Source organism: Dellaglioa sp. CoH-55-MRSF-9 (assembly GCF_056782155.1).
Window position 1 is genome coordinate 1 of sequence record NZ_JBXAYG010000007.1, and the last position, 22,561, is coordinate 22,561.

The following is a 22,561-nucleotide window of genomic DNA, read 5'->3' on the forward strand; positions in this document are numbered from 1 at the left end:
TGTCTCCGATTGAATATCGAAAACATACCGACCAGATGATCGCTTAATATTTACTCCAACTTTTGGGGTTCACTTCATGTTTCTTTTTAATTTATTTTCTTTTCACGAATCATAAAAATTAGTCCCATAAGTAATCCTAACGCAGCAGGAACTATCCAACTTAAGCCAATATTAAACAGTGGTAAATAATGATTTGCAAATGCTAACATATTTTTAGCAAAAGCTAAATTTTTAATTGAAATTGGCATCGCGTTTAGTCCATCAAAAATGGCACTAAAAAGCGTTAAAACGGTTAACCATTTGTAGATAATGCTGACTTTTAAGTCATACTTATTTAAAGTAGGTTCTAAACAGGCAGCAATCATCAATACAATAGCAAGTGGGTAAAGCAACATCAAAACTGGTGTTGATAATGTAATTAATTGATCTAACCCAACGTTGGCAATTAAACAACTAATCACACAACCAAGTGTTAAATACAATTTATAGCTACCATGACCAATAATTTCAACACATGTTTTAGCACATGCGCTAGTCACGCCAATTGCCGTTTTAATACAAGCAACAACAATAATTGCAGCAAGAAAGAAACTTCCGAATTGTCCAAAATAACGTTGAGCAACTTGAGCTAAAATAGCACCACCATTACCAGAATGTGGAAATACACCCAGACTCGTTGCCCCAAGATAGGCCAAGCATGTATAGATGATTCCCATCAAAATAACACTGATACTACCAGAATAGATAATCCCTTTAGTAATTGATTTAGGATTCGTAATACCTAAATCTTTAATTGTATCCACAATGATAATACCAAAAGCCAAACCAGCGAGTGCATCCATAGTGTAATATCCTTGCCCAAAAGCAGACATAAAAGCACCATTCTTGTAAGAACTTGTTGCGGGGAAATCTGAAAAATTACCCATTGGCTTAATAAATACAAATAACAATAAAATAGCCAACGCACATAAAAATATGGGATTTAAATACTTACCAACATAGACTAATATCTTGGTTGGTTTAACTGCCAAAAGCCAAACTATTGTGAAGAATAAAATTGAAAATAATAATAGCCATACTGAATGTTGGCTGGCTTTAATATGTGGTGCAATTCCAATTTCAAACGGAATAGTTGCTGATCTTGGACCTGCAAATAGCGGTCCAATAGTTAGGTAGAGCAACATTGTGAAAATTATGCCATACGTTCGATTAACCTTAGAGGCTAAATCGAAAACTCCCCTACTTTTAGACAATCCAATAGCAATTACACCTAAAAAAGGTAACCCAACACCAGCAATTAGAAAGCCTAAATTACCTATCCACAGGTTTTGTCCGGATTGTTGACCTACAAAGACTGGAAAAATTAAATTTCCCGCGCCAAAAAATAAACCGAATAACATTGAGCTAATAAATAAATACTCATTCTTACTTAATTGTTTTTCTTTCATTCTCATAACCACCTTATCTGTTCATATACAGTAACAAATTCATAGTCAAAGTACAATATAATATGTATAATCTAAGTGTCAGCAAGGAGGAAAATATGAAAAAAATATTAATTTTACACACTGGTGGTACAATCGCCATGTCTGAAAATCAAGAAACAGGCGCAGTTGCACCTGGTGCAGAAAACCCTTTAAACCAAGTTGAAAATCCATTTGGTGATCGTTTCGATTTAATCACTGAAAATATTTTTAACTTACCATCCCCACATATTGGCCCCATAGAGATGCTAATTATTCAAAAAAGAATTATGCGTGCATCCGCGGAAGCGATTGATGGTATTGTTATTACTCACGGTACGGATACATTAGAAGAAACTGCTTATTTTTTAGATCTTACATTACCGAACCATCTACCTGTCGTTTTAACAGGTGCTATGCGTTCCGCAAATGAAATAGGCTCAGATGGCTTACACAATTTTCAAACAGCCATCTTAACTGCAGCAAGTGATGATGCAGTTGATAAAGGTGTCTTAGTTGTTATGAATGATGAAATTCATACAGCACGCTATGTAACAAAAACACATACAACAAATGTCGCAACTTTTAGAACACCAACGTTTGGCCCAATTGGTAGTATCGCTAAAGATAACGTGACCTTTTTTGCCGAATTGCTAAGCCAGACTTGCTTAGCAATCGACAAAGTTGTTGATCATGTTTATTTAATTAAGGCTTATGCTGGAATGGATGCTGATTTACTTGGTTTTCTTAATAATGACCAAACGAACGGTATTGTCATTGAAGCTCTTGGTGCAGGAAATCTTCCCCCACAAGTTTTAGCTAATCTTCAAAAATTAATTGATCGCGATATTCCAGTTGTAATTGTTTCACGTTGCTTTAATGGCGTGGCACAAGATGTTTACGACTATGAAGGTGGTGGCGTTCAATTGAAAAAAATGGGCGGCATCTTCTGTCGTGGCTTAAATGGTCAAAAAGCAAGAATCAAACTATTGGTTGGATTAAGTGCTGGTCTTGAAAAAGAAGAACTCTCGATTTATGTCGCAGATGCTTTATCATAAAAATATAAAAAATGCTCTGAGTAACTGGATAGACTTCCAGTTACTCAGAGCATTTTTTATTCTAACGTTTCGTCCACTCACAGTCAGCTTCACAATAAACATCATCACCAATTTTAATCTGGTGATGTGTCGTTAAGTTATCAATAACAACGATACTATCTATCTTATGACCATAGTGAATTTCTTTTTCATATTTAATATTCATATGTTTCAAATCATGTGACATTAAAAAGTCTTCTGACAATGAATCTAATAACCAATCAAAATATTTTGAATTGTTTACATGTTGATTTGGATCAATATCAAAGAATCGAACGTCATATGATTTTTTAGCAGCTATTGTATCTTCTTTCATGATACCAACTGGTTTCTCCAAACGCTCAATTCTTCGTGTATATTCAGCACCAAAAGGTTCAATAACTTCTGGCAATACACGAGTCATTTTACGTGTTTTATGATCCATTAAAACAAATACAGCATGAATATGTGCACACTCATTACCTGCTTCATCATGAACCCAGAAATCTCGGTAACAGAAGAAACGATTGTACGAAACAGCCTCAGTAGTTAATGTTAAATTCTCATCAATATGTGGTATTCTCGAAATATCAATAAGATATTGTGTAATAACCCAACCAAAGCCCAAATTTGTTAAATCTTTTTCAGTAATTCCTAAGCTATCACTTTGGTCTGTTGAAACCAAAATAATCATGTTAATTAGCATTGCTACTGTCACACGCCCACTTTTATCGCCTTCATAGTAAACCGCACGATGTAGCTCACTAAATTTATTATCTGCCAATATGTTCACTCCTTAAATCTGATGATACAGATTATAAACTTCTTGTTTTTTCATCTCTTGTTTCTTAGCAATCTCTTTTATCGCATCATTAGTTTTCATACCTGTTTCAATCAAATAATCAACTTGTTCTTCAATTGACATATTAGCCAGATGATCAACTTCCGTTGCTTCTGGCGAATCATTTCCCTCAACAATTACACAAAATTCTCCACGGACTTGCTCAGTGCCAGCCCATTTGATAGCATCATCCAGTGTTCCACGCAAGAATTCTTCATAACGTTTAGTTAATTCTCGGCATAGTACAACTTTACGCTGACCACCAAGGCTAGCAGCTATTTGTGTTAATGTTTTTTTCAAGCGATGTGGTGCTTCATAAAAAATAAGCGTCATTGTTTGATTTTTCAACTCAGCTAATTCTTCTTTTTGACTCTTAGGTTTTCGCGATAAAAAACCATAGAATAAGAACGGTTGTGGCGCTAATCCAGAAGCTATTAATGCAGTGATCCCGGCATTTGCCCCAGGAAGTGGCACAACTGGAATCTTAGCTTCAATACATGCTTTAACAAGATCATGCCCAGGATCACTAATTGATGGCATTCCTGCATCACTTACTTGTGCGATTGATTGACCAGCCAATATTTTATCAACAAATTGCGGAATACGTTCTTGCGTATTATGTTCATGAAAACTCAATTGACTTGTTTCAATTTCAAAATGATTTAATAATTTTTGTGTGTTTCGTGTATCTTCGGCTGCTATATAGTCAACCTCTTTTAAAATATCAATCGCTCTAAACGTCATATCAGATAAATTACCAATTGGTGTCGGTACTAAATATAATGACCCAGTTGTCCCTTTACCTTGAAAACTGCTTTGTGCTGCTATTTCACTCATACTTCGCGCTCCCCATAAATTAAATCTAAACAGAAAGCACAAGGTTCATCATCGACTCGACGTGATCCGTACATCCCTTCAATATTACAAATATGAAAACCTTGATCATATAATTTTTCTAAGTTTTGACGTGATTTTGACAGATTTGCATCGGAAGATTCATTAAAATTCTTAGACGTTTGTCGTTCTATTTCACTTAATCGTTCTCTCAAATGTTGGTTTTCAATCTCCAATTCAGCGTTATTTTCAAGAACACCAGTCATATCAGATTTTATTGTTTCAAAACTCGATAACATTTTTTTCATTTCTTCCTCGATAGCTATAAAATTATCATATAGTTGACGCTTATCCACAAAATCACCTTCATTTCATATTTTATAAATCTATTAATTTTAACGTTGTTACTTCAATTGCACTTTGAAATGTCATATTTATTTGGAGCATCGTTTTAATTTGTAAACAACCATCTAATATAGCAACTAACTTTTTATCACTAATCATTTGAGTTATTTTATCAATTTCAGTTAAACGATTAGAAAAACTCACTTGTTCCTTACGATTATAACGGACAAGTAAACAATCACGCGCTAACAGTACCATTAAATCAACCATCAATGCCTGTTGTTGTTTTTCTTTTGCGAGTGGCACTAGTTTTGTTTGTACCAAAATGAAACTTTCAGCATCATTTTTCAATAATTTACTGAACCAATTCCAAACTTGATTTGTCATTTCAGTAAAATTCTCATCTTGTGCTAATGCTACAGCATGGCTTGTACTCTCAGTTACATGAACAAGTAACTGAGCCTGATCTTTCAAGATACCTTGATTTAATAAATTTTGAATCAATTTTTCTTGAGAGAGTGCGACAAAATTAACCAGTTGGCACCGTGATTGAATAGTTGGCAAAATTTGATTTTTATTTTCTGTTAATAAGAAAGCTTTCACATTTCCAACAGGCTCTTCTAAAAATTTAAGTAAACTGTTCGCAGCACTAGCTGTCATACTCTCAGCTTTTTCAATTATAAAAATCTTTTGGCTACCTTCAACACCACTTTTTGAAAATTCTGATTTCAAAAATCGAATTTGATCAACTTTAATTGACTGGCCTTCAGGCTTAACACTCACGATATCAGGGTGATTACCTGATAGAATTCGTTGACATTCACCACATACACCGCAAGGCTTTTGATCCTCGTCAGCAGTACAAAAGAGTCGCATTGCAATCCATTGTGCTAGTTCAACCTTACCAATACCTTCTGGTCCGGAAAATAGATAAGCATGGGCTAACTTATTTGTTATTATCAATTTTTCAAAATGTTCAATTAATTTTGGCTGTAATTCTTGAATTTTAATATTACTGGTTTCATCAGCTAATTCTGTCATTACTATTTACTCCTAAAATTGATGAAACTCTTCTACTGGTAAGACAAATACTGTTGCACCACCAACCTGAACTTCTAATGGAAATGGTACTTGTGCATCCATTGAAACATCTAAGTTAACAGGGGGGGCCATAAATTGTTCACGCGTTGATGATGTCTCTTTAATGATTTGTAATACCTCATCAACACGTTCATCTTCAATACCAATTAAAAAGGTTGTATTACCAGACTTTAAAAAACCACCAGTTGTTGATAGTTTTGTTGCACGGACATTTGAATCTATAAATATATTGCTTAATCGGTTACTATCTTTATCTTGAACAATCGCTGTAATTAATTTCATTTGAATTCCCTCATTTCATTTATTTAAAAGACTCGGGTAATTTTTTCTTCAGAACGTCAATACAATCGTCAATTACTTTTTCCAAAGGTTGCGCCGCATTAATGGTTATAATACGTTCTGGATTTTTCACTGCTAATTGTTGGTATGCTTTGCGTACTTTTTGATGGAACTCTAACTTTTCATCATCTAAACGATTTATTTCATTTTGACGATGCTCAAAAATTCGTTTTAATCCAATTTCTGATGGTACGTCAAAGTATAAAGTTAAATCAGGTTCTGTTCCATTTGTTGCAAATAGGTTCATATCAGCAACCGCTTGCGTTCCGATATCTCTACCAGCACCTTGGTAAGCAATTGAACTATCAACATAACGATCACATATTACAATTTTATCTTCCTTAAGTGCTGGGAAAATTATTTCTGCGATATGCTGACGTCTTGATGCTGCAAACAATAATGCTTCAGTTCGTTTATCCATCTCTGGATAATCTTGATTTAAGACAACTTCACGAATGGCTTCAGATATCGGACTTCCACCTGGTTCACGTGTTATAACTAATTCTTTTACCAAGTTATTTTGTATCTTTTTTATAATACCTTTTAAGGCACTCGTTTTGCCGGACCCATCTGGTCCTTCAATCGTTATAAATTTTCCAGTCACATTAACGACCCCAATACTTATTATTATTGTACTTGAATCTTAAAAACCTGTCCATAAGATAAACCTACTATTAGTATACTATCTCTTATTTAATAAATCTAATCAGCATTTCACAAAAAAACGCCAAGACAAGTTAGGCGAATTGTCTCAACGTTCTTTCTAATTTAATGTGTGATTACTGAAGCCTGCATATGCCCTTTAACTGAACGAACACGCGCTTCATTATAGAGAAAGAAATATCTTTTTCTTGCCATCTGTGTTTCATTAATTAATTCTTCATCAACTTCGTAAATGGCCTCTTCAGTTTGTTTGGCTTGATCCCATGCTATTTTAGCGAGATCAATTGACTCTAGCAACTTAGCGTCATACTCTTTACGTAATTTAAGTTTTGTTTTTTTATTAAACATTACACCGTCAGCTCATTTCTATATTTCAGTACGTCCTTCAATCGCTTTAAACAACGTCATTTCATCTGCGTACTCAATATCGCTACCTACAGATAGTCCATGGGCTAATCTTGTCACTTTAATTCCAGCCGGTTTAATCAATCTCGATAAATACATTGACGTTGCTTCACCTTCTGGCGTTGCATTTGTCGCAATAATAACTTCCTGCATATCGGGATGCGATTGAAGACGTGTTAATAAACTTGTGATATTAATATCTTCCGGCCCTTTACCTTCAATTGGTGATAATACACCATGAAGCACGTGATACAAGCCGTGATACTCTTTCATTTTTTCTAAAGACATCACATCTTTAGGTTCTTCTACAACAATAACTTTGGTTTGATCACGTGATGAATCAGAACAAATCTGACAAGGATCTTCTTCAGTAATATTGCCACAGATACTACAATAATGTAGGTCTCGTTTGGCAGATATTAGTGATTTAGCAAAATCGGTGACATCATCTTCATCCATATCAATTGTAAAAAAAGCTAATCTTGTAGCAGTTTTACCACCAATACCTGGTAATTTCATATAACTTTCAATCAATTTTGCGATAGGTTCAGGATATTGCATTTTCTTTAGCCTTCTTTAATTTTAAGTTTATAGTCCAGGCATCCCTTGAGAATATTTACCCAATTTATCAGTTGTTGTTTTTTCAATTTTTGTCATAGCATCATTAACAGCCATAATAATTAAATCTTGTAACATATCAACATCATCAGGATCGACTGCTTCTTCTTTAATCATGATATCAGTCATTTTTTTGTCCCCTGTAAAGGTTACCTTAACTAAATCATTTGAAGCTTCGCCAACAAATTCAGTTGCATTCAAAGCCTCTTGGTCTTTTGTCATATCTTTTTGTAATTTTTGCATTTGTTTCATCATACCTTGCATATTACCATTTCCACGCATCATTATTAATTACTTCCTTTCTAATCCTGTTTAATTTCTATATTTTCTGTTCCAAAAATTTCTTCAGCTTTTGAAACAATTGGTTCTACTACTTCAGGTTCTGGCTCAATAATTGTTTCAGTTCCCTCGTGCTCATTTTGTTTAATGTAAGATTTTCGGACTTCTGGCCATTGCTCTGCTGTAATACAGACCACCTTAGGGACATGATGTAATAATCGATCTAACCCATTACCTAAAGCATCGAGTAACTCTGTATCACTTGAAGCTTTGACAGACAAGAATTCGTAATTAAAACTAACAAGTACACTGTCAGGACTAGCCGCAACCGGTTCACTAGCTTGCATAATCGCACGTTGTGTAACTGAAAGTTGATGCAACAACTCTGGCCAAACCTGTTTTAATTGTACCAAACTTTCTTTTGTTGCGTGATCTAAAATAGGATAAATTTGAGATAAATTTAATGTTGCTTTTTTTTGAGTAGAGGCAACTTTTTTAGGCTTAGCTATTACTGCCACTTGCGGTTGATTATCATTCTGACTTAAATCAATTATTTGCTTTTTCAAGTCTTCAACTGTTTTAGTTAAATTATTAATTTGTTTAGATGCATCTGAACTTAATTCTGATTGAGTCGTCTCCGCAATCGTATCAGAGGTATTAAATTGTGATAATCGAATTGTTAATACTTCTAAATAAACATCTGGATGTGTTGTAAATCGCATTTGTTGTTGAATTTCATTTAAAACATTTATCATTTGGTATAAGAAATCAGCAGAAATAGTCTGTGATAAGTTTTTAAAATCATCATTAACCATCCCTAATTCTAGTTGATTAATAAGTGCTGGTGCTTGCTGATATAATAGTAAATCACGACTATAGGCAATTAAATCTTCGATTAATCTAGTTGAATCTTTACCTTCGTCTATAATTGCTTGTATCGTTTCTAATGCCTCAGTAGTCGCTTTTTGACTAACTTCCGTGACGTAATTCTGTATTTTATCCTGTGTTACACTACCGGTTACTAACAAAGCATTATCCAAAGTCACCTTGTTATCACCGAATGAAATGACCTGATCTAAAATACTCAAAGCATCCCGCATTCCACCTTCAGCTGCTTTAGCGATAACTTTAAGCGCTGGTTCTTCATATTCAATTCCTTTTTCAGACAAAATATAAACCATTCGTTCATAACTGTCAGCTGGCGTAATACGCTTGAAATCAAATTTCTGAGTTCTAGAAATAATGGTTGCTGGAATCTTATGTGGTTCCGTTGTAGCAAGAATAAAAATAACATTTTCAGGTGGTTCTTCAAGCGTCTTCAAGAGTGCATTAAAAGCACCCGTAGATAGCATATGAACTTCATCAATAATATAGATTTTAAAATCAGCTTGTGTGGGTGCATACTTTACTTTGTCACGGATATCACGAATTTCTTCAACCCCATTATTAGAAGCGGCATCAATTTCGATAACATCGTTTAATTGACCATTCGTAATAGCGATACATGTCTCACATTTGTTACATGGTTCGCCATTTTCCTGGAAGTGACAATTAACTGCCTTAGCAAAAATTTTAGCTGCGGACGTTTTACCTGTTCCACGTGGACCATTAAAAATGTATGCATGACTTGTTTGTTGTGTCATAATTGCATTTTTCAACGTCTGCGTAATCATGTTTTGTCCAACTAAATCACTAAATTTTTGTGGACGCCAGACACGGTATAAAGCTTGGTAACTCATCACAATCTCTCCTTTCAAAATCTATAAATAGCTTTTTAAATAAAAAAATCTCTCAGCCATTTCTGACTAAGAGTCTTAAATAATCATAATTACTTAAGGCACAAAGTGAATCAAACTTAGTGCTGCTTCCTTCCGGATCTGACACAATTCGTAAGCACACTATTGCCTTAAGGCCTTGCGGCAATTATTATAATACATTAAATTCCAACAAAAAGCTACCTTTATGATTGCTTTTTTTCTTTTCTTTTACGACGAACTTCTCTAAAGAATGATTGGAGTAGGTCTTTGGCTTCATCTAATAATAATCCAGATTCTACTTTTGCTTGATGATTAAATCGTTCATCCGTTAATAAGTTCCCAATGCTGCCTGCAGTTCCTGCTTTAGGATCAAATGCACCAAAGTAAACTTCGGGGATTCTTGAATTGATAATCGCACCACTACACATTGGGCATGGTTCTAGTGTTACGAATAATTGCGCATCTACAAGACGCCAGCTATGAATCGTAGCACAGGCTTCTTGGATGGCTAAAATTTCAGCGTGAAGGGTTGCATCTTGCACGTGTTCACGAATATTATGGCCTCGTCCAATAATCTCACCATTTTGTACAACAACACAGCCAATTGGTACTTCACCAATAATTTTTGCATTTCTTGCTTCATATAAAGCTTCGCGCATAAAAAATTCTTTTTGTTCTTCAGTTAATTTTTCTACCATTTACTTCACACTCATTAAAATATAGTAACCTTTATCTTTTAAAATAATGTCACAATTACCAAAAACTTCAGTCATTCTCTTTTGAGCCGAACTTGCCCCTTGTTTCTTTTGTAATACAGCAAACAATTGTCCGCCAACTTTTAAATGGTCGAATGCGCCACTTAAAATTTCATGAACGACCTCTTTGCCTGCTCTAATAGGCGGGTTTGTAAGAATTGCAGCATAATCTGTCTTTTTTACATGACTGTATGCGGCAGATTCAAAAACTTCTATATTATTAATTTTATTGATTACCGCGTTCTTCTTTGCTAATTCTAATGCTAATTCGTTTACATCTGTCATGTCTATTTTTCGTTCTGGTTGATTCTTGGCTATAGCAAGTCCTATTGGACCGTATCCACATCCAACATCTAAAATATTTCCCGGAATTATTTTTTGTTGCTCAACTGCATTTAATAAAACTCTTGAACCAAAATCGACTGTTTTTTTTGAAAATACACCATTATCTGTGGTAAACTTAAACTCGTTGTTCAACAGTTTAAATGTCCATTCTTTTTCATCATGAATAACATCTGGATTTTTCGAAAAATAATAATTCGTCATATTTTTACCTACTTTCTCAATAGTTTCTATAATACGGAGAAAATCGAATTTTCGCAATCAAAATTTAATATAAACAATCCAAGACCTTGAACACTACATCTTGTGTGATGCAACTTAAAATCACACTAAATGTAGTGTTTTTTTCAATTGATTTTTGGATTATGTGTTGTATACTTATCTTATTAAACAAAACAACAAAGGGGAATTTATATAATGAAAAAAGTTACTGTATTTACAAAAAACAACTGCATCCAATGCAAAATGACAAAACGTTTTTTAGAAGAAAACAACGTCGACTTTGATGAACGTAACATTTCCGAAGACGATAACGCAATCGATTACTTGAAAGGCCAAGGTTTCCAAGCTGTTCCTGTTATAGAAGCTACTGGATTCGATACAATCGCAGGATTTCGTCCTGATATGCTTAAAAAGTTGGCAGTCTAATGAAAATTGTTTTCTTTAGCATTACTGGACAAACACGACGCTTCATCAATAAAATTGGCTATCCTTCATTTGAAATCGATCCAACAAACCCGCTTATTGAATTAAATGAACCCTATATTTTAATTGTTCCAACTTATGAAATTGGGCTCACTGAATCGGTCAACGACTTTATTGAATATCAATCAAATAGAGAAAATATACTGGGTGTTGTTGGCGGTGGGAACCGCAACTTCGCCCAACTTTTTATTTTTACAGCCAAAGATATCGCAACCGACTATCACGTCCCATTATTATATGAATTTGAATTCAATGGCACTGAAGAAGATGTAATCAATATGAAGAAAGTAGTTGATGAAATTGACATTAAAAACGTTAAATAGTGATAAAGTCACTTATTATGATTTAAATAATGAAATTAATATTCCCGTAGACGGTCAAATCCCACTTCAAAAAGATCAAGAAGCCTTAACCGCCTTTTTGAAAGAAAATGTTGCTGAAAATACAATGCAATTTGATTCATTAAAAGCACGTTTTGATTATTTAATTGACAACAACTATATTGAAACTGATTTTTATAATAAATATGACTTCTCATTTATAGAGGAGCTCTACGCTTATTTAGCAGCTCAAAAATTCCATTTCGGTACATTTATGGCTGCCTACAAATTTTATGCTCAATACGCACTTAAAACTGATAATAATGCCTATTACCTTGAAAATTATATTGATCGTGTTGCAATGAACGTTCTTTACTTTGCTGATGGTAATACAGAACTAGCTATGAATTTAGCTGACGAAATGATTCATCAACGTTACCAACCTGCTACACCTAGTTTCTTAAATGCCGGTCGTAAACGTCGTGGAGAATTAGTTTCTTGCTTCCTAATTCAAATTACTGATGATATGAATGGTATTGGACGTGGCATTAACTCAGCACTTCAATTATCTCGAATTGGTGGTGGTGTTGGTATTACGCTCAGTAATTTACGTGGCGCAGGTGCACCAATTAAAGGGATTGAGGGCGCTGCTTCTGGTGTTCTACCCGTTATGAAATTATTAGAAGATAGTTTTTCATATTCTAACCAACTAGGACAGCGTCAAGGTGCTGGAGTTGTCTATTTAGACGTCTTCCATCCAGATATTGTTGCTTTCCTGTCAGCTAAAAAAGAAAATGCTGATGAAAAAATCCGTGTTAAAACTTTATCACTAGGCATCACTGTACCTGATAAATTTTACGAACTCATTAAAGATAATGCAACGATGTATCTTTTCGATCCCTACGGTGTTGAAAGAGAATATGGAGTCCCTTATTCCTATGTTGATATCACAAAAGAATATGACAATATGGTTGCCAATAAAAATATTAGTAAAAAAACGATTCTTGCCCGCGAATTAGAAACTGAAATTTCTAAGCTGCAACAAGAGTCAGGCTATCCTTATATTGTCAATGTTGATACAGCAAATCGCGCAAACCCAATTGATGGTAAAATCATTATGAGTAATCTTTGTTCAGAAATCATGCAGGTTCAGACACCATCAACTGTGAATAATGCACAAGGCTACGATGTTATGGGGACTGATATTTCATGTAACTTAGGCTCAACTAACATTGTTAATATGATGGCTTCTCCAGATTTTGGCCGTTCAGTTGATTCAATGGTTCGCGCTTTAACTTTTGTAACTGATAGTTCAGATATTGATGTTGTGCCTCCTATTCAACATGGAAATAACTTAGCGCATACCATCGGTTTAGGTGCAATGGGCTTACATGCCTACTTCGCTAAAAACCATATGCATTATGGTTCAGAAGACTCAATCGATTTCACTAGTGTTTATTTTATGATGCTTAACTATTACTCATTAAAATCATCAAATGCTATCGCTAAAGAAAAAAATGAAACATTCCATAACTTTGAAAAAAGTACTTATGCAACTGGTACCTACTTTGATAAGTATCTTAACGAAGATTGGGGCCCTACTTCTGATAAAGTTGCTGCCTTATTTGATGGCATCGACATCCCTAATCAAGAAGATTGGGCGACTTTGAAAGCTAATATTCAAACTGACGGTCTTTATCATCAAAATAGATTGGCTGTTGCACCTAATGGCTCTATTTCATATATTAACGATACTACTGCCAGTCTTCACCCAATTATTAACCGAATCGAAGAGCGTCAAGAAAAGAAAATTGGAAAGATTTACTATCCAGCTCCTTACCTTTCAAATGACACGATTCCATACTATACTTCTGCATACGACATGGATATGCGTAAAGTTATTGACGTTTACGCTGCTGCACAGGAACATATCGATCAATCACTTAGTTTAACTTTATTCATGCGTTCAACGATTCCTGAAGGCCTCTACGAATGGAAAAATGGTCGGACAGATAAAATGACAACACGTGACTTAAACATTTTGCGTAATTATGCGTATAATAAAGGTATTAAGTCAATTTACTACATCAGAACCTTTACTGATGATCAAGAAGAAGTTGGCGCAAACGCTTGTGAGAGTTGTGTTATCTAAACTGTAACGGAGGAAAGTTAAATGAATAATGATAGTTACAAAGCAATTAATTGGAACGAAGTTGAAGATCAAGTTGATAAAGCAACTTGGGAAAAACTAACAGAACAATTTTGGTTAGATACACGTATCCCCCTTTCAAATGATTTAGATGATTGGCGTACACTGAGTCCTGCAGAAAAAACATTAGTTGGTCATGATTTTGGTGGGCTAACATTGTTGGATACGGTGCAATCACAAGATGGGATGGAAGCGTTGCGTCATGATACACGGACTGCCCACGAAGAAGCTGTTTTAAATAATATTCAATTTATGGAATCGGTTCATGCTAAAAGTTATTCATCAATTTTTTCAACGTTGAATACAGCTTCAGAGATTACTGAAATTTTCGAATGGACAGACAAAAACGAATTTTTACAAAAAAAAGCACAACGTATTAATGGTATTTACCAAAACGGGTCACCATTGGAGAAAAAAGTTGCTTCTGTTTTTCTTGAAACGTTCTTATTCTACTCTGGTTTCTATACGCCACTTTACTATTTAGGCCATAACAAACTGGCAAACGTTGCTGAAATTATTAAATTAATTTTACGTGATGAATCTGTTCATGGTACCTTCATTGGCTATAAATTCCAATTAGGATTCAACGAACTTTCTGAAGAAGAACAAGGTAAAATGAAGACCTGGATGTATGACCTTCTGTTTGAATTATATGAAAACGAAGAAAAATATACCCATGAACTTTATGATGAAGTTGGTTGGACTGAAGAAGTTTTAACCTTCTTACGTTACAATGCCAACAAAGCTCTAATGAATTTAGGCCAAGATCCTTTGTTCCCTGATACAGCTTCTGATGTTAATCCTGTTGTCATGAACGGAATTTCAACATCAACATCTAATCATGATTTCTTCTCTCAAGTTGGTAATGGCTACTTACTTGGTAGTGTGGAATCAATGGATGATTCAGATTATGAAATTGGTGAAAGCGGCCAAATGAAACGTCGTCCTAAACGTTAGAAAAAAATCCTTACTATCAGCCTAAAAACTGATAGTAAGGATTTTTTATTTAACAGTTTTAACTTTACAATTACAGTAACATTCCCACTATTCCCGCACAAAGTATCAATATTCCTATAATGACCATCCATACACCTGATAAACGATTTAATTTCTCACGATGACTAGAATCCTGCGTTATTTTCTTCATCCTAAAGTTGGTATATTTATTAGGAACCGTTTTAGGCGCATAGTTTCCTAAGATGATCAGCAATGTTCCCACTATCAGTGCAACACTGCTAATAATATTAACCTGATGTCCCAACGCGGTAGCAAATATCATTGTTGCTAAAAGTATTGATAAGATTGGCGTAATCCAAATTAAAGCTGTATCTAGTTTCTTATTTTGACGATTAGTGTTATCTATTACCATTATCACCACATTGATTAAAATCATCAATAATGGGAACCCAATAATAACTAGATTTTTATCACCATACTGATCAATATTACCACCTATATTCCAGTGAATCGGAATTTTATTGGGTAATTTGTGATACAAAACTACTCCCATAATCATTGGAACAAATCCAAATAAGATGGCGCTGATATTCCTTTTATTTTTCATAATTGTCTCCTCCTACCAGATATTGTGACCATTTTAAATAATTCGAAATAGTCGTTTGATTCAAATTAATATGGTTACTACTTTTACCAATTGGCAAGCTATAATCCTTACCAGTAATGTAGTAAAAAAAATAGCATTTAGAGCTAATTAAAAACTAACCCTAAATACTATTTTTTTAAGCGTTCACTTTGTTAATCACTCTTTTATCTGTTGGTAAAACAGTTACTTCAAATTCTGAAATATAAGCATTTTCATAGTCCAATGCCTTAATATTAAAATTAGCAATTTTCATTTCATCATTAGCTCGAAATTTTGAGTCATTATTAAGCACAAATCCAGTAAGCGTCACCGCTTCACTTTCTTCCGTTTCTTTAAGCGTTGTATCAAAATATCTTTCAAAATCATATAATGTCACTTTACCTGAAACTTTAAATTTATTGTTTCCCATATCTACTATATTATCGTCATTCGTATCATCAAATTCTTCTCTAACAACACCAAATAATTCTTCATAGATATCTTTATCTGTAACAATCCCTGAAGTCCCACCATACTCATTAACGACGATAACGATTGGTGTTCTCTTAGATACCATAACATCCATAATACTATGAACTTCAGCATTTTCTTGAACGGCCGGAATATCACGCATAATTGTTGAAATCAAATTTGTCTTATCAATTTTTTCCTGTCGCAATAAATCATAACTATAAACGTACCCGATAACTTTATCTTTATCATTGTTAGCAATAACTGGGAACCTTGAATATCTAGTTCTCCAATATAAATTAACAACGTTTCTAATTGAATCGTCTACGTCTACTGCAACCATCGATGTTCGGTCAATCATGATATCTTCTGCCACTTTATCATTCATATCAAATGCTCGTCGCATGAATGTTAAATCTTCTTCATCAAGTTCACCAGCATTTGCGGATAATCGAGATAATGAGAGAATTTCAGTTTGCGAATAAATATCTTCTTCATTTTCAACTTCATAACCTAACAAATGCGTAATCCAATTTGCTGAACGATCTAAAATCCAAATTAATGGGTATAACACAATATGGAAAAACATAATAGGACGGACAATAAATAATAATACTGGCAATGGATCTGCAATTGCAATATTTTTAGGTACTAAATCAGTAAAAACAGCATGAATAACAGTAAAAATAAGAATTGCAGCAACCGATGCAATAGCATTTGCCATAGCCGCGGGTAATATATTTGATTGTATAATCGCATCTGCTATTGTTTTTTCACCAATCCAACCTAAAATCAAACTAGTTGAAGTGATTCCAACTTGGGCCGTTGACAGATACTCCGTTAGGTTCTCCGTCATATGAATAGCCCGCTTAATATTTTTAAGCGGCTTTTTCCCATACATATCTTTCAATGCACTAATACGGACACGAACCAACGCATACTCAGTCAGTGTAAATAACACAGACAAAAGTAATATTGCGATAATAACAATTACATTCACTAAATAATTTTCCGGACCAGAATCCAAGGTAACACCCTACTTTCAATTTGTTGTAATTTCTTAACTTCCATTATATCAAAAATATTGTTCATAAACTAGTTAACACTTTATCATTATATCTAAAATAAGGCTATCTAAATCGATATATCTTGGTATTATCTTAATTATAATTAAGAAGTGTCATTTTTAATTAGCCTTTTCGTAAACAACTATTACTTAAATAAGTTATAATAAAATTATCATATAAATAATTAGAATTGGGGATCTATAATGAATTTTTTAAAGAAATATGGTTTTTATTTAATGGCACTTGCCGTTATAAGTGAGTGGATTTTGCCTTTAGCATTAGCACCATTTGTACCTGGTTATTTGCAATTCACTAATTTAATTAGTGATTTTGGGGAAGTTGGCGTTCCAACTCATATGGCATTTAAAGTTTGGGAAGTTATAAATGGACTTCTTTTCTTACTTTCAGCACCAGCTTTCTATGAATATTTTAAAGGTACGTCAAAAAAATTAGCCAGCTGGTTTACCGCTATGTTAATTATTTTTAGTATGACCGATTGTCTTTTAACAGGAATTTTCGATCGTGCACTCACATCAAATACACAAAGCATTACGGGTATGATCCACAATTATTCGTCAGGCATTGGCGACACCGCTCTTTTGATTAGTATGTTTTTTTTATTAAAACTCTATCAAAAGCAAGGTAAAAAACTAATTACAACCCTTTTATTAGTTGCCTTTATTATTTCACTAGGAATTCAATTTTTATTTGTTTATCCAAGAATTATGCCAGATTCACAATTTAAAATTCCTTATCGTGGTTTGTGGCAACGTTTAAATTTATGGTTACTCTATATGCCATTTTTATTAATCTCTATCAAAAATATGTTTAAAAAAAGATAATACTAATTAATGAAATGCCTCACAATTATTAGACATAAGTCTAGTAATTGTGAGGCATTTTTATATCTAAATAATCGAGTAAGAAAGCAATCATCATACGCAGTTTCCAGACTAAAAGTACGTTAAATTAACTATTTGTTCACTACATTTAGAGTTTCTTTTGCTTCATAACAAACGTATTTCTTGCAAATTAAAAGACATAATTCCGATATTTTACCGGAATTATGTCTTGGTGTCTCAAATAATATATATCTCTACCCTTTTAATATACTATATTATCTAATATTCTTTATTAAAAACTTCATTATAGGGCTAGGCATTCTATCCTTTTTATCTACTGATTTTTTTTGATTTACAACTGCTAAAATCTGTAATAACGTAAAGGCAATCGAACTACGTTTCCTAAATGAAATATATTTTGGCTGCCATTTAGTTACATATTTATTTTTATACTTCTTTAGTCCCTGGAAACCATAAAAATGATACCCATATTCATAAATTAAATGAGCTATTTTTTCTTCCGCAAAACTAAATTTAGATTCACCTACATTCGACAATGGTGCCATACCCATATCGAATAATTCATAGCCGCCTTCTTTTGCTTGTTGAAAAAGGCTAATAAAGATTTTATCCATAATACCAGATGGCGCTTCTTCTCTACTATATCTCATCAAATCAATCGATAAGACCCTATTATTTCCGGTTGGCATCATTGTCGCAAAGGCAACCTTATGTCCCTCAGAATCATTAATAATAGCAATAGGCGCTTGATTAAGATAATATTCATCGAAAAATCCTAAAGAAAATCCTTTTTCAGCTTGTCCATTCAGCCAACTATCAGATATTTTTTTCAATTCTTGAATAGTTTCCTTTGAATAAGGGGGCTCGATCATTGCAAATGTATAGTTTTCTCGTTCAAATTTATTCATTAAAGCACGTTCAGAACGTCTTTTTTTACCAGCCAATTCAAATTCAGCTACTCTAACAAAACCTTCTTCACCCGTTTTAATGAAATCAAATCCAACTTCATGTAACATCATTGTTAACTTCGCATCAACTTCATAAAAAACTAATTCTAATCCTTCAATATCTGCGTCAACAATAAATTGATTAATTGCTTCACGAATAAACTCATGATTACCAACAGGTTCACCCATAACCACTAATTTATTCGATTTTTTTTGATAAAGGAAAAATACTTCGTCCTGTCCATCATTTTGATAGAAATAAACATTTTTATCCTTTAAAAATGAAAGATGACTGACTTCATTACCACCATAAGTATCAATTACATTTTTAACACGATCTGCTGGAAAATCTTGCTTACCAAATCGTTTATCCTTACCAGATAAGTACGTAAATGCAATCCATAACACCACAACTGCAGAAAGTAAACCTAGGAATCCTGATAGCCATATCTTTTCTGAAGGAAATAAGAATACATCTGGAACTTTACCCTTAAAGTGGAATTCTGGCATGTTATAGAATCCTACGATTGTGTATAAAATGAATGTTCCAGCAAATATACTTCCATCAATTAATAAACGGCCCCATGAATATTCAAATCTTTCACGATAAAATATTGGTTTAGATAATAGTGCACAAATGAGAATGATAGTTAAGAAAATAAGTATTGTTACTGAGAAATCATGCCACAATGTATTAGCAATACCCACGACAACAAAGATAATCATTGGCCAATAGACACGTTTAACTTTAGATTCAATACCTCGACCAATCCCAATCATTAAGAATGCAAGTATAATATTACTCATTTGATGAATGAAATAAAAGGTATAAGGATATAAGTAATTAATAATTGGATTAGTAAATGTAAATTCTGGAACCGTTGAAGCAAGTAATAAGATGATACCTGTCATATAGAAAAATAACACAAGTATAAAATGTGCTACTCTACTGAGTAAGATAACTGGTAGTCCATTTAAGTACTCATTAAGACGATGTCCTGAATCTTTAACGAATAATAATACCCCCACTAAGAATGGGAATATATAATAAAATAATCGATAAAACAATAACCAGATAACAGCTGTGCTATCCTGTACACCTAATGTTTGTAACCCTAAAATCATAAAGACATCAAAAGAACCTAACCCACCCGGAATCATTGAAATAACACCGATAATTGATGCGATAATAAATAACGGGAAGACAGCAACTAAATTAGATGTATCAACATTCATCATAAATCCGATATAAATGAAAAATAAACCAGCAGATCCCCATTCTAAGGAAGAGCCAAGTATTAACGTTAGTTCACGACCTAATGTTAAATCTGCAAAAAATTCTGAATCTCTTGTCTTTGTAATAATAAAAACAATTGGAAAATATAGGCCACCTAATAACAACCAGACCCAATACTGTCCGAATTGTGGTCCAATATTTAATCCAAAAATCATGAATAAAGAAACCCAACAATATAGTGATAGACCCGCAACTAAAAATAATGCTATTTTTGATATAGCAAATAGCACCTGTTTTTTAGACGCATTTTTACTATAAAAATTAGCTCTAAGTGATGCACCTAGTAGGCCACCAAATCCTGCTATGTTAGTCATTGTATTCGTTATCCAACCGCTTTGAAGAATGTATCGCCAAGAATACTTTTCTGGTAAAAATTTAACCATGACAAAATCATAAATCATCATCGGAAGGACAGCAATAAATCCAATTACCAACATTAATATAATGGATTTTACTGACTGTGATTCAAAACTTTGCTGAACTTGTTCACCATTTATATCCTTAAATATTTGTCCAACTTGGATAATAACAAAAATTAAAACTGATAAAACAAATAAAAGCTTAATTGCTGTTAATCTTTTTTTAATAAATTCATTACACGTACTAATTATTTTTTTCATTTTTTGAATCCCCCGATTTATTTTTTGTTACTTATACTCCCCCCGGAATATATAATACTATTTTTTCTTTTGTTCTACGTAACCTTCATTTCACAATAAAGTCTATATCGTTAATAAAATTAATGTAGTCTATGTAAAATTTGGTATAAAATAACTAACATCACCATAAAAATAATTTGCTTCGATCTAGTTACTATTTCTAAATTAACTCTTTTATCTACATACTAACTAATTTTAAATAAGCGCTGGTGATCATGCCAAACTGTGGACATTAATAAATAACTAATGATGTATATAGAAAAAGTTTAACATTAATTAATAATTCGACGAATTTCTAATTTTAAAGAGATTTCAAACGCTAATATTGGAATAGTTATCGCTATCCTTTAAATAGACGCTTCTAATTATGTTCGTTTATAGCTTACCCCCTCTACATTTTGTCCATTTTATTCAATATTTTTTCAGATATATGTTTATTTAAATACCTTACCACGATTTATTAACATAACCAAACATTTTGCAAAAAAATAGCACGATGATTTCCAATAAATTGGAAATCATCGTGCTTAAAATTATTCAAAAATAAAAATATTATTATTTGAGAGTAACTACTGCGCCAACTTCTTCTAAAGAAGCTTTCATTGCTTCAGCTTCGTCTTTAGAAATACCTTCTTTGATAACTGATGGAATGTTATCAACTAAACCTTTAGCGTCTTTAAGGCCTAAACCTGTAATTTCGCGAACGGCTTTGATAGCTTTAACTTTTTGGTCGCCAGCTTCTGTTAATTCAACAGTAAATTCTGATTTTTCAGCAGCAGCTTCGCCAGCACCAGCGCCAGCAGCAGCTACAGGAGCAGCAGCTGAAACACCGAATTCTTCTTCGATTGCTTTAACTAAGTCGTTTAAATCTAAAATGCTTGCTTCTTTTAAATCAGCAATGATTTTTTCTGTATCTAATGACATGTGTGTATCCTCCATTTTATGTGTACGATTTTGTGTGTACCTTTAGGTACCGATCATAGATGCTAAGTATTAAGCAGCAGGTTCTTCGTCTTTACTTTCTGCAACAGCGTTAATTGCATAAGCAACGTTGCGAACAGGTGCTTGTAATACTGAAAGTAACATTGAAAGTAAGCCATCACGACTAGGTAATGTAGCAAGAGCGTTAATTTCTTCTAACGTTGCAACTTTACCTTCAATGACACCACCTTTAATGCTAAGTGCTTCAGCAGTCTTAGCAAAATTAGCCATAATACGTGCAGGTGCAACAACATCTTCGCTAGAAAATGCGACTGCAGTAGGTCCAGAAAATACTTCTTCCATACCTTCATACCCTGCTTTTTCAGCAGCACGTACTAAAATCTTGTTTTTGATAACTTTCATTTCAACGCCTGCTTCGCGTAATTCCTTACGTAATGCAGTCACTTGTTCAACCGTTAAACCACGGTAATCCACAACAACTGCAGATGCAGCGTTATTGAATTTTTCAGTTACTTCATCCACAATTAATGCTTTTTGTGCGATAAATTCTTTACTCATAATTGATTCACCTCCTGTAGTCGTGTCAGAGCTTTTTTACAATAAAAAAACTCCGTGTCCACCAAGACACAGAGAGAGTAATACTTCACTCCTCGGCAGGTAAATTAAGGCTTGCGCCACCTG

The 22,561-nt window shown here is 33.6% G+C and carries 24 protein-coding genes, 1 other RNA gene and 1 other annotated feature (1 of these 26 cut by a window edge); of the genes, 6 read left to right on the plus strand and 19 right to left on the minus strand.

Translation table 11 applies throughout. The features are described 5' to 3' along the window. Window positions 1-86: 86 nt before the first annotated feature. On the minus strand, window positions 87-1,448 hold the full coding sequence (gene brnQ / locus AC1RPV_RS06720) for a branched-chain amino acid transport system II carrier protein (RefSeq protein ID WP_481761912.1): 1,362 nt from the start codon (window positions 1,446-1,448) through the stop codon (window positions 87-89). A gap of 95 nt (window positions 1,449-1,543) precedes the next feature. Here brnQ and AC1RPV_RS06725 point away from each other — a divergent pair, with 95 nt between their 5' ends. Continuing rightward, window positions 1,544-2,521: an asparaginase gene (locus AC1RPV_RS06725; RefSeq protein WP_481761911.1), complete on the plus strand. Its 978-nt coding sequence runs from the start codon at window positions 1,544-1,546 to the stop codon at window positions 2,519-2,521. Window positions 2,522-2,582: 61 nt separating this feature from the next. Here AC1RPV_RS06725 and AC1RPV_RS06730 read toward each other — a convergent pair whose 3' ends face one another. The 13 genes from AC1RPV_RS06730 to AC1RPV_RS06790 form a co-directional block, all read right to left on the minus strand. Next, window positions 2,583-3,323 carry an acyl-[acyl-carrier-protein] thioesterase gene (locus tag AC1RPV_RS06730; protein WP_481761910.1) on the minus strand — a complete coding sequence of 247 codons (741 nt, stop codon included), beginning with the start codon at window positions 3,321-3,323 and terminating at the stop codon, window positions 2,583-2,585. 12 nt (window positions 3,324-3,335) lie between these two features. Then, window positions 3,336-4,217, minus strand: coding sequence for a 16S rRNA (cytidine(1402)-2'-O)-methyltransferase (gene rsmI / locus AC1RPV_RS06735; protein ID WP_481761909.1), 882 nt, complete (start codon window positions 4,215-4,217; stop codon window positions 3,336-3,338). Beyond that, window positions 4,214-4,570, minus strand: a complete 357-nt coding sequence (locus AC1RPV_RS06740) for a DNA replication initiation control protein YabA (protein ID WP_481761908.1) — start codon at window positions 4,568-4,570, stop codon at window positions 4,214-4,216. The genes rsmI and AC1RPV_RS06740 overlap by 4 nt, the downstream gene beginning before the upstream one ends. Window positions 4,571-4,592: 22 nt before the next feature. Beyond that, on the minus strand, window positions 4,593-5,600 hold the full coding sequence (gene holB, locus AC1RPV_RS06745) for a DNA polymerase III subunit delta' (protein ID WP_481761907.1): 1,008 nt from the start codon (window positions 5,598-5,600) through the stop codon (window positions 4,593-4,595). A gap of 12 nt (window positions 5,601-5,612) precedes the next feature. Further along, on the minus strand, window positions 5,613-5,942 hold the full coding sequence (locus AC1RPV_RS06750) for a cyclic-di-AMP receptor (protein ID WP_409021519.1): 330 nt from the start codon (window positions 5,940-5,942) through the stop codon (window positions 5,613-5,615). Between the two features lie 19 nt (window positions 5,943-5,961). After that, on the minus strand, window positions 5,962-6,603 hold the full coding sequence (gene tmk / locus AC1RPV_RS06755; protein WP_481761906.1) for a dTMP kinase: 642 nt from the start codon (window positions 6,601-6,603) through the stop codon (window positions 5,962-5,964). A gap of 164 nt (window positions 6,604-6,767) precedes the next feature. Next, the gene (locus AC1RPV_RS06760; RefSeq protein WP_481761905.1) at window positions 6,768-7,010 is read right to left on the minus strand and encodes a YaaL family protein; all 243 of its coding nucleotides are present in this window, start codon (window positions 7,008-7,010) and stop codon (window positions 6,768-6,770) included. Window positions 7,011-7,028: 18 nt separating this feature from the next. Then, complete coding sequence (gene recR / locus AC1RPV_RS06765; protein WP_409021522.1) at window positions 7,029-7,628, minus strand: recombination mediator RecR; 600 nt, start codon at window positions 7,626-7,628, stop codon at window positions 7,029-7,031. Window positions 7,629-7,655: 27 nt separating this feature from the next. Then, a complete protein-coding gene (locus AC1RPV_RS06770; protein WP_409021523.1) occupies window positions 7,656-7,970 on the minus strand; it encodes a YbaB/EbfC family nucleoid-associated protein in 315 nt (104 codons plus the stop codon). A 17-nt stretch (window positions 7,971-7,987) separates the two neighbouring features. Beyond that, on the minus strand, window positions 7,988-9,703 hold the full coding sequence (gene dnaX, locus AC1RPV_RS06775) for a DNA polymerase III subunit gamma/tau (RefSeq protein WP_481761904.1): 1,716 nt from the start codon (window positions 9,701-9,703) through the stop codon (window positions 7,988-7,990). 87 nt (window positions 9,704-9,790) lie between these two features. Continuing rightward, an RNA gene (gene ffs / locus AC1RPV_RS06780) (signal recognition particle sRNA small type) lies at window positions 9,791-9,877 on the minus strand. 47 nt (window positions 9,878-9,924) lie between these two features. Continuing rightward, a complete protein-coding gene (tadA, locus tag AC1RPV_RS06785) occupies window positions 9,925-10,419 on the minus strand; it encodes a tRNA adenosine(34) deaminase TadA (protein WP_409021525.1) in 495 nt (164 codons plus the stop codon). Next, entirely contained in the window at window positions 10,420-11,022 is a 603-nt protein-coding gene (locus AC1RPV_RS06790) for a class I SAM-dependent methyltransferase (protein ID WP_481761903.1), read from the minus strand. It lies immediately after the preceding gene. A gap of 213 nt (window positions 11,023-11,235) precedes the next feature. On the opposite strand from AC1RPV_RS06790, the gene nrdH reads away from it, so the two are divergent. From nrdH to nrdF, 4 genes are read left to right on the plus strand one after another with little or no spacing between them, the layout of a single operon-like run. Then, entirely contained in the window at window positions 11,236-11,466 is a 231-nt protein-coding gene (gene nrdH, locus AC1RPV_RS06795) for a glutaredoxin-like protein NrdH (protein ID WP_481761902.1), read from the plus strand. After that, window positions 11,466-11,846: a class Ib ribonucleoside-diphosphate reductase assembly flavoprotein NrdI gene (gene nrdI, locus AC1RPV_RS06800; RefSeq protein WP_481761901.1), complete on the plus strand. Its 381-nt coding sequence runs from the start codon at window positions 11,466-11,468 to the stop codon at window positions 11,844-11,846. Before nrdH ends, nrdI begins: the two co-directional genes overlap by 1 nt. Further along, window positions 11,818-13,995 carry a class 1b ribonucleoside-diphosphate reductase subunit alpha gene (gene nrdE / locus AC1RPV_RS06805; protein WP_481761900.1) on the plus strand — a complete coding sequence of 726 codons (2,178 nt, stop codon included), beginning with the start codon at window positions 11,818-11,820 and terminating at the stop codon, window positions 13,993-13,995. Before nrdI ends, nrdE begins: the two co-directional genes overlap by 29 nt. Window positions 13,996-14,016: 21 nt before the next feature. Next, window positions 14,017-15,009 carry a class 1b ribonucleoside-diphosphate reductase subunit beta gene (nrdF, locus tag AC1RPV_RS06810; protein WP_409021529.1) on the plus strand — a complete coding sequence of 331 codons (993 nt, stop codon included), beginning with the start codon at window positions 14,017-14,019 and terminating at the stop codon, window positions 15,007-15,009. Between the two features lie 70 nt (window positions 15,010-15,079). On the opposite strand, the gene AC1RPV_RS06815 is transcribed toward nrdF, so the two are convergent. Next, entirely contained in the window at window positions 15,080-15,616 is a 537-nt protein-coding gene (locus tag AC1RPV_RS06815) for a DUF1648 domain-containing protein (protein ID WP_481761899.1), read from the minus strand. Window positions 15,617-15,791: 175 nt separating this feature from the next. Next, on the minus strand, window positions 15,792-17,132 hold the full coding sequence (locus AC1RPV_RS06820) for a hemolysin family protein (RefSeq protein ID WP_481761898.1): 1,341 nt from the start codon (window positions 17,130-17,132) through the stop codon (window positions 15,792-15,794). A gap of 243 nt (window positions 17,133-17,375) precedes the next feature. Here AC1RPV_RS06820 and AC1RPV_RS06825 point away from each other — a divergent pair, with 243 nt between their 5' ends. Beyond that, window positions 17,376-18,014, plus strand: coding sequence for a DUF998 domain-containing protein (locus tag AC1RPV_RS06825; protein WP_481761897.1), 639 nt, complete (start codon window positions 17,376-17,378; stop codon window positions 18,012-18,014). Between the two features lie 275 nt (window positions 18,015-18,289). Here the strand turns inward: AC1RPV_RS06825 and mprF are convergent, their stop codons facing one another. From mprF to rplJ, 3 genes are all read right to left on the minus strand, one after another. Next, window positions 18,290-20,899 (minus strand): bifunctional lysylphosphatidylglycerol flippase/synthetase MprF, encoded by a 2,610-nt coding sequence (gene mprF / locus AC1RPV_RS06830; RefSeq protein ID WP_481761896.1) that lies wholly within the window; start codon window positions 20,897-20,899, stop codon window positions 18,290-18,292. Between the two features lie 594 nt (window positions 20,900-21,493). Next, window positions 21,494-21,862 (minus strand): 50S ribosomal protein L7/L12, encoded by a 369-nt coding sequence (rplL, locus tag AC1RPV_RS06835; RefSeq protein ID WP_409021534.1) that lies wholly within the window; start codon window positions 21,860-21,862, stop codon window positions 21,494-21,496. A 69-nt stretch (window positions 21,863-21,931) separates the two neighbouring features. Further along, on the minus strand, window positions 21,932-22,438 hold the full coding sequence (gene rplJ / locus AC1RPV_RS06840) for a 50S ribosomal protein L10 (RefSeq protein ID WP_481761895.1): 507 nt from the start codon (window positions 22,436-22,438) through the stop codon (window positions 21,932-21,934). Between the two features lie 34 nt (window positions 22,439-22,472). Then, window positions 22,473-22,561 (minus strand) — a sequence feature (ribosomal protein L10 leader region) (it continues 27 nt past the right edge of the window).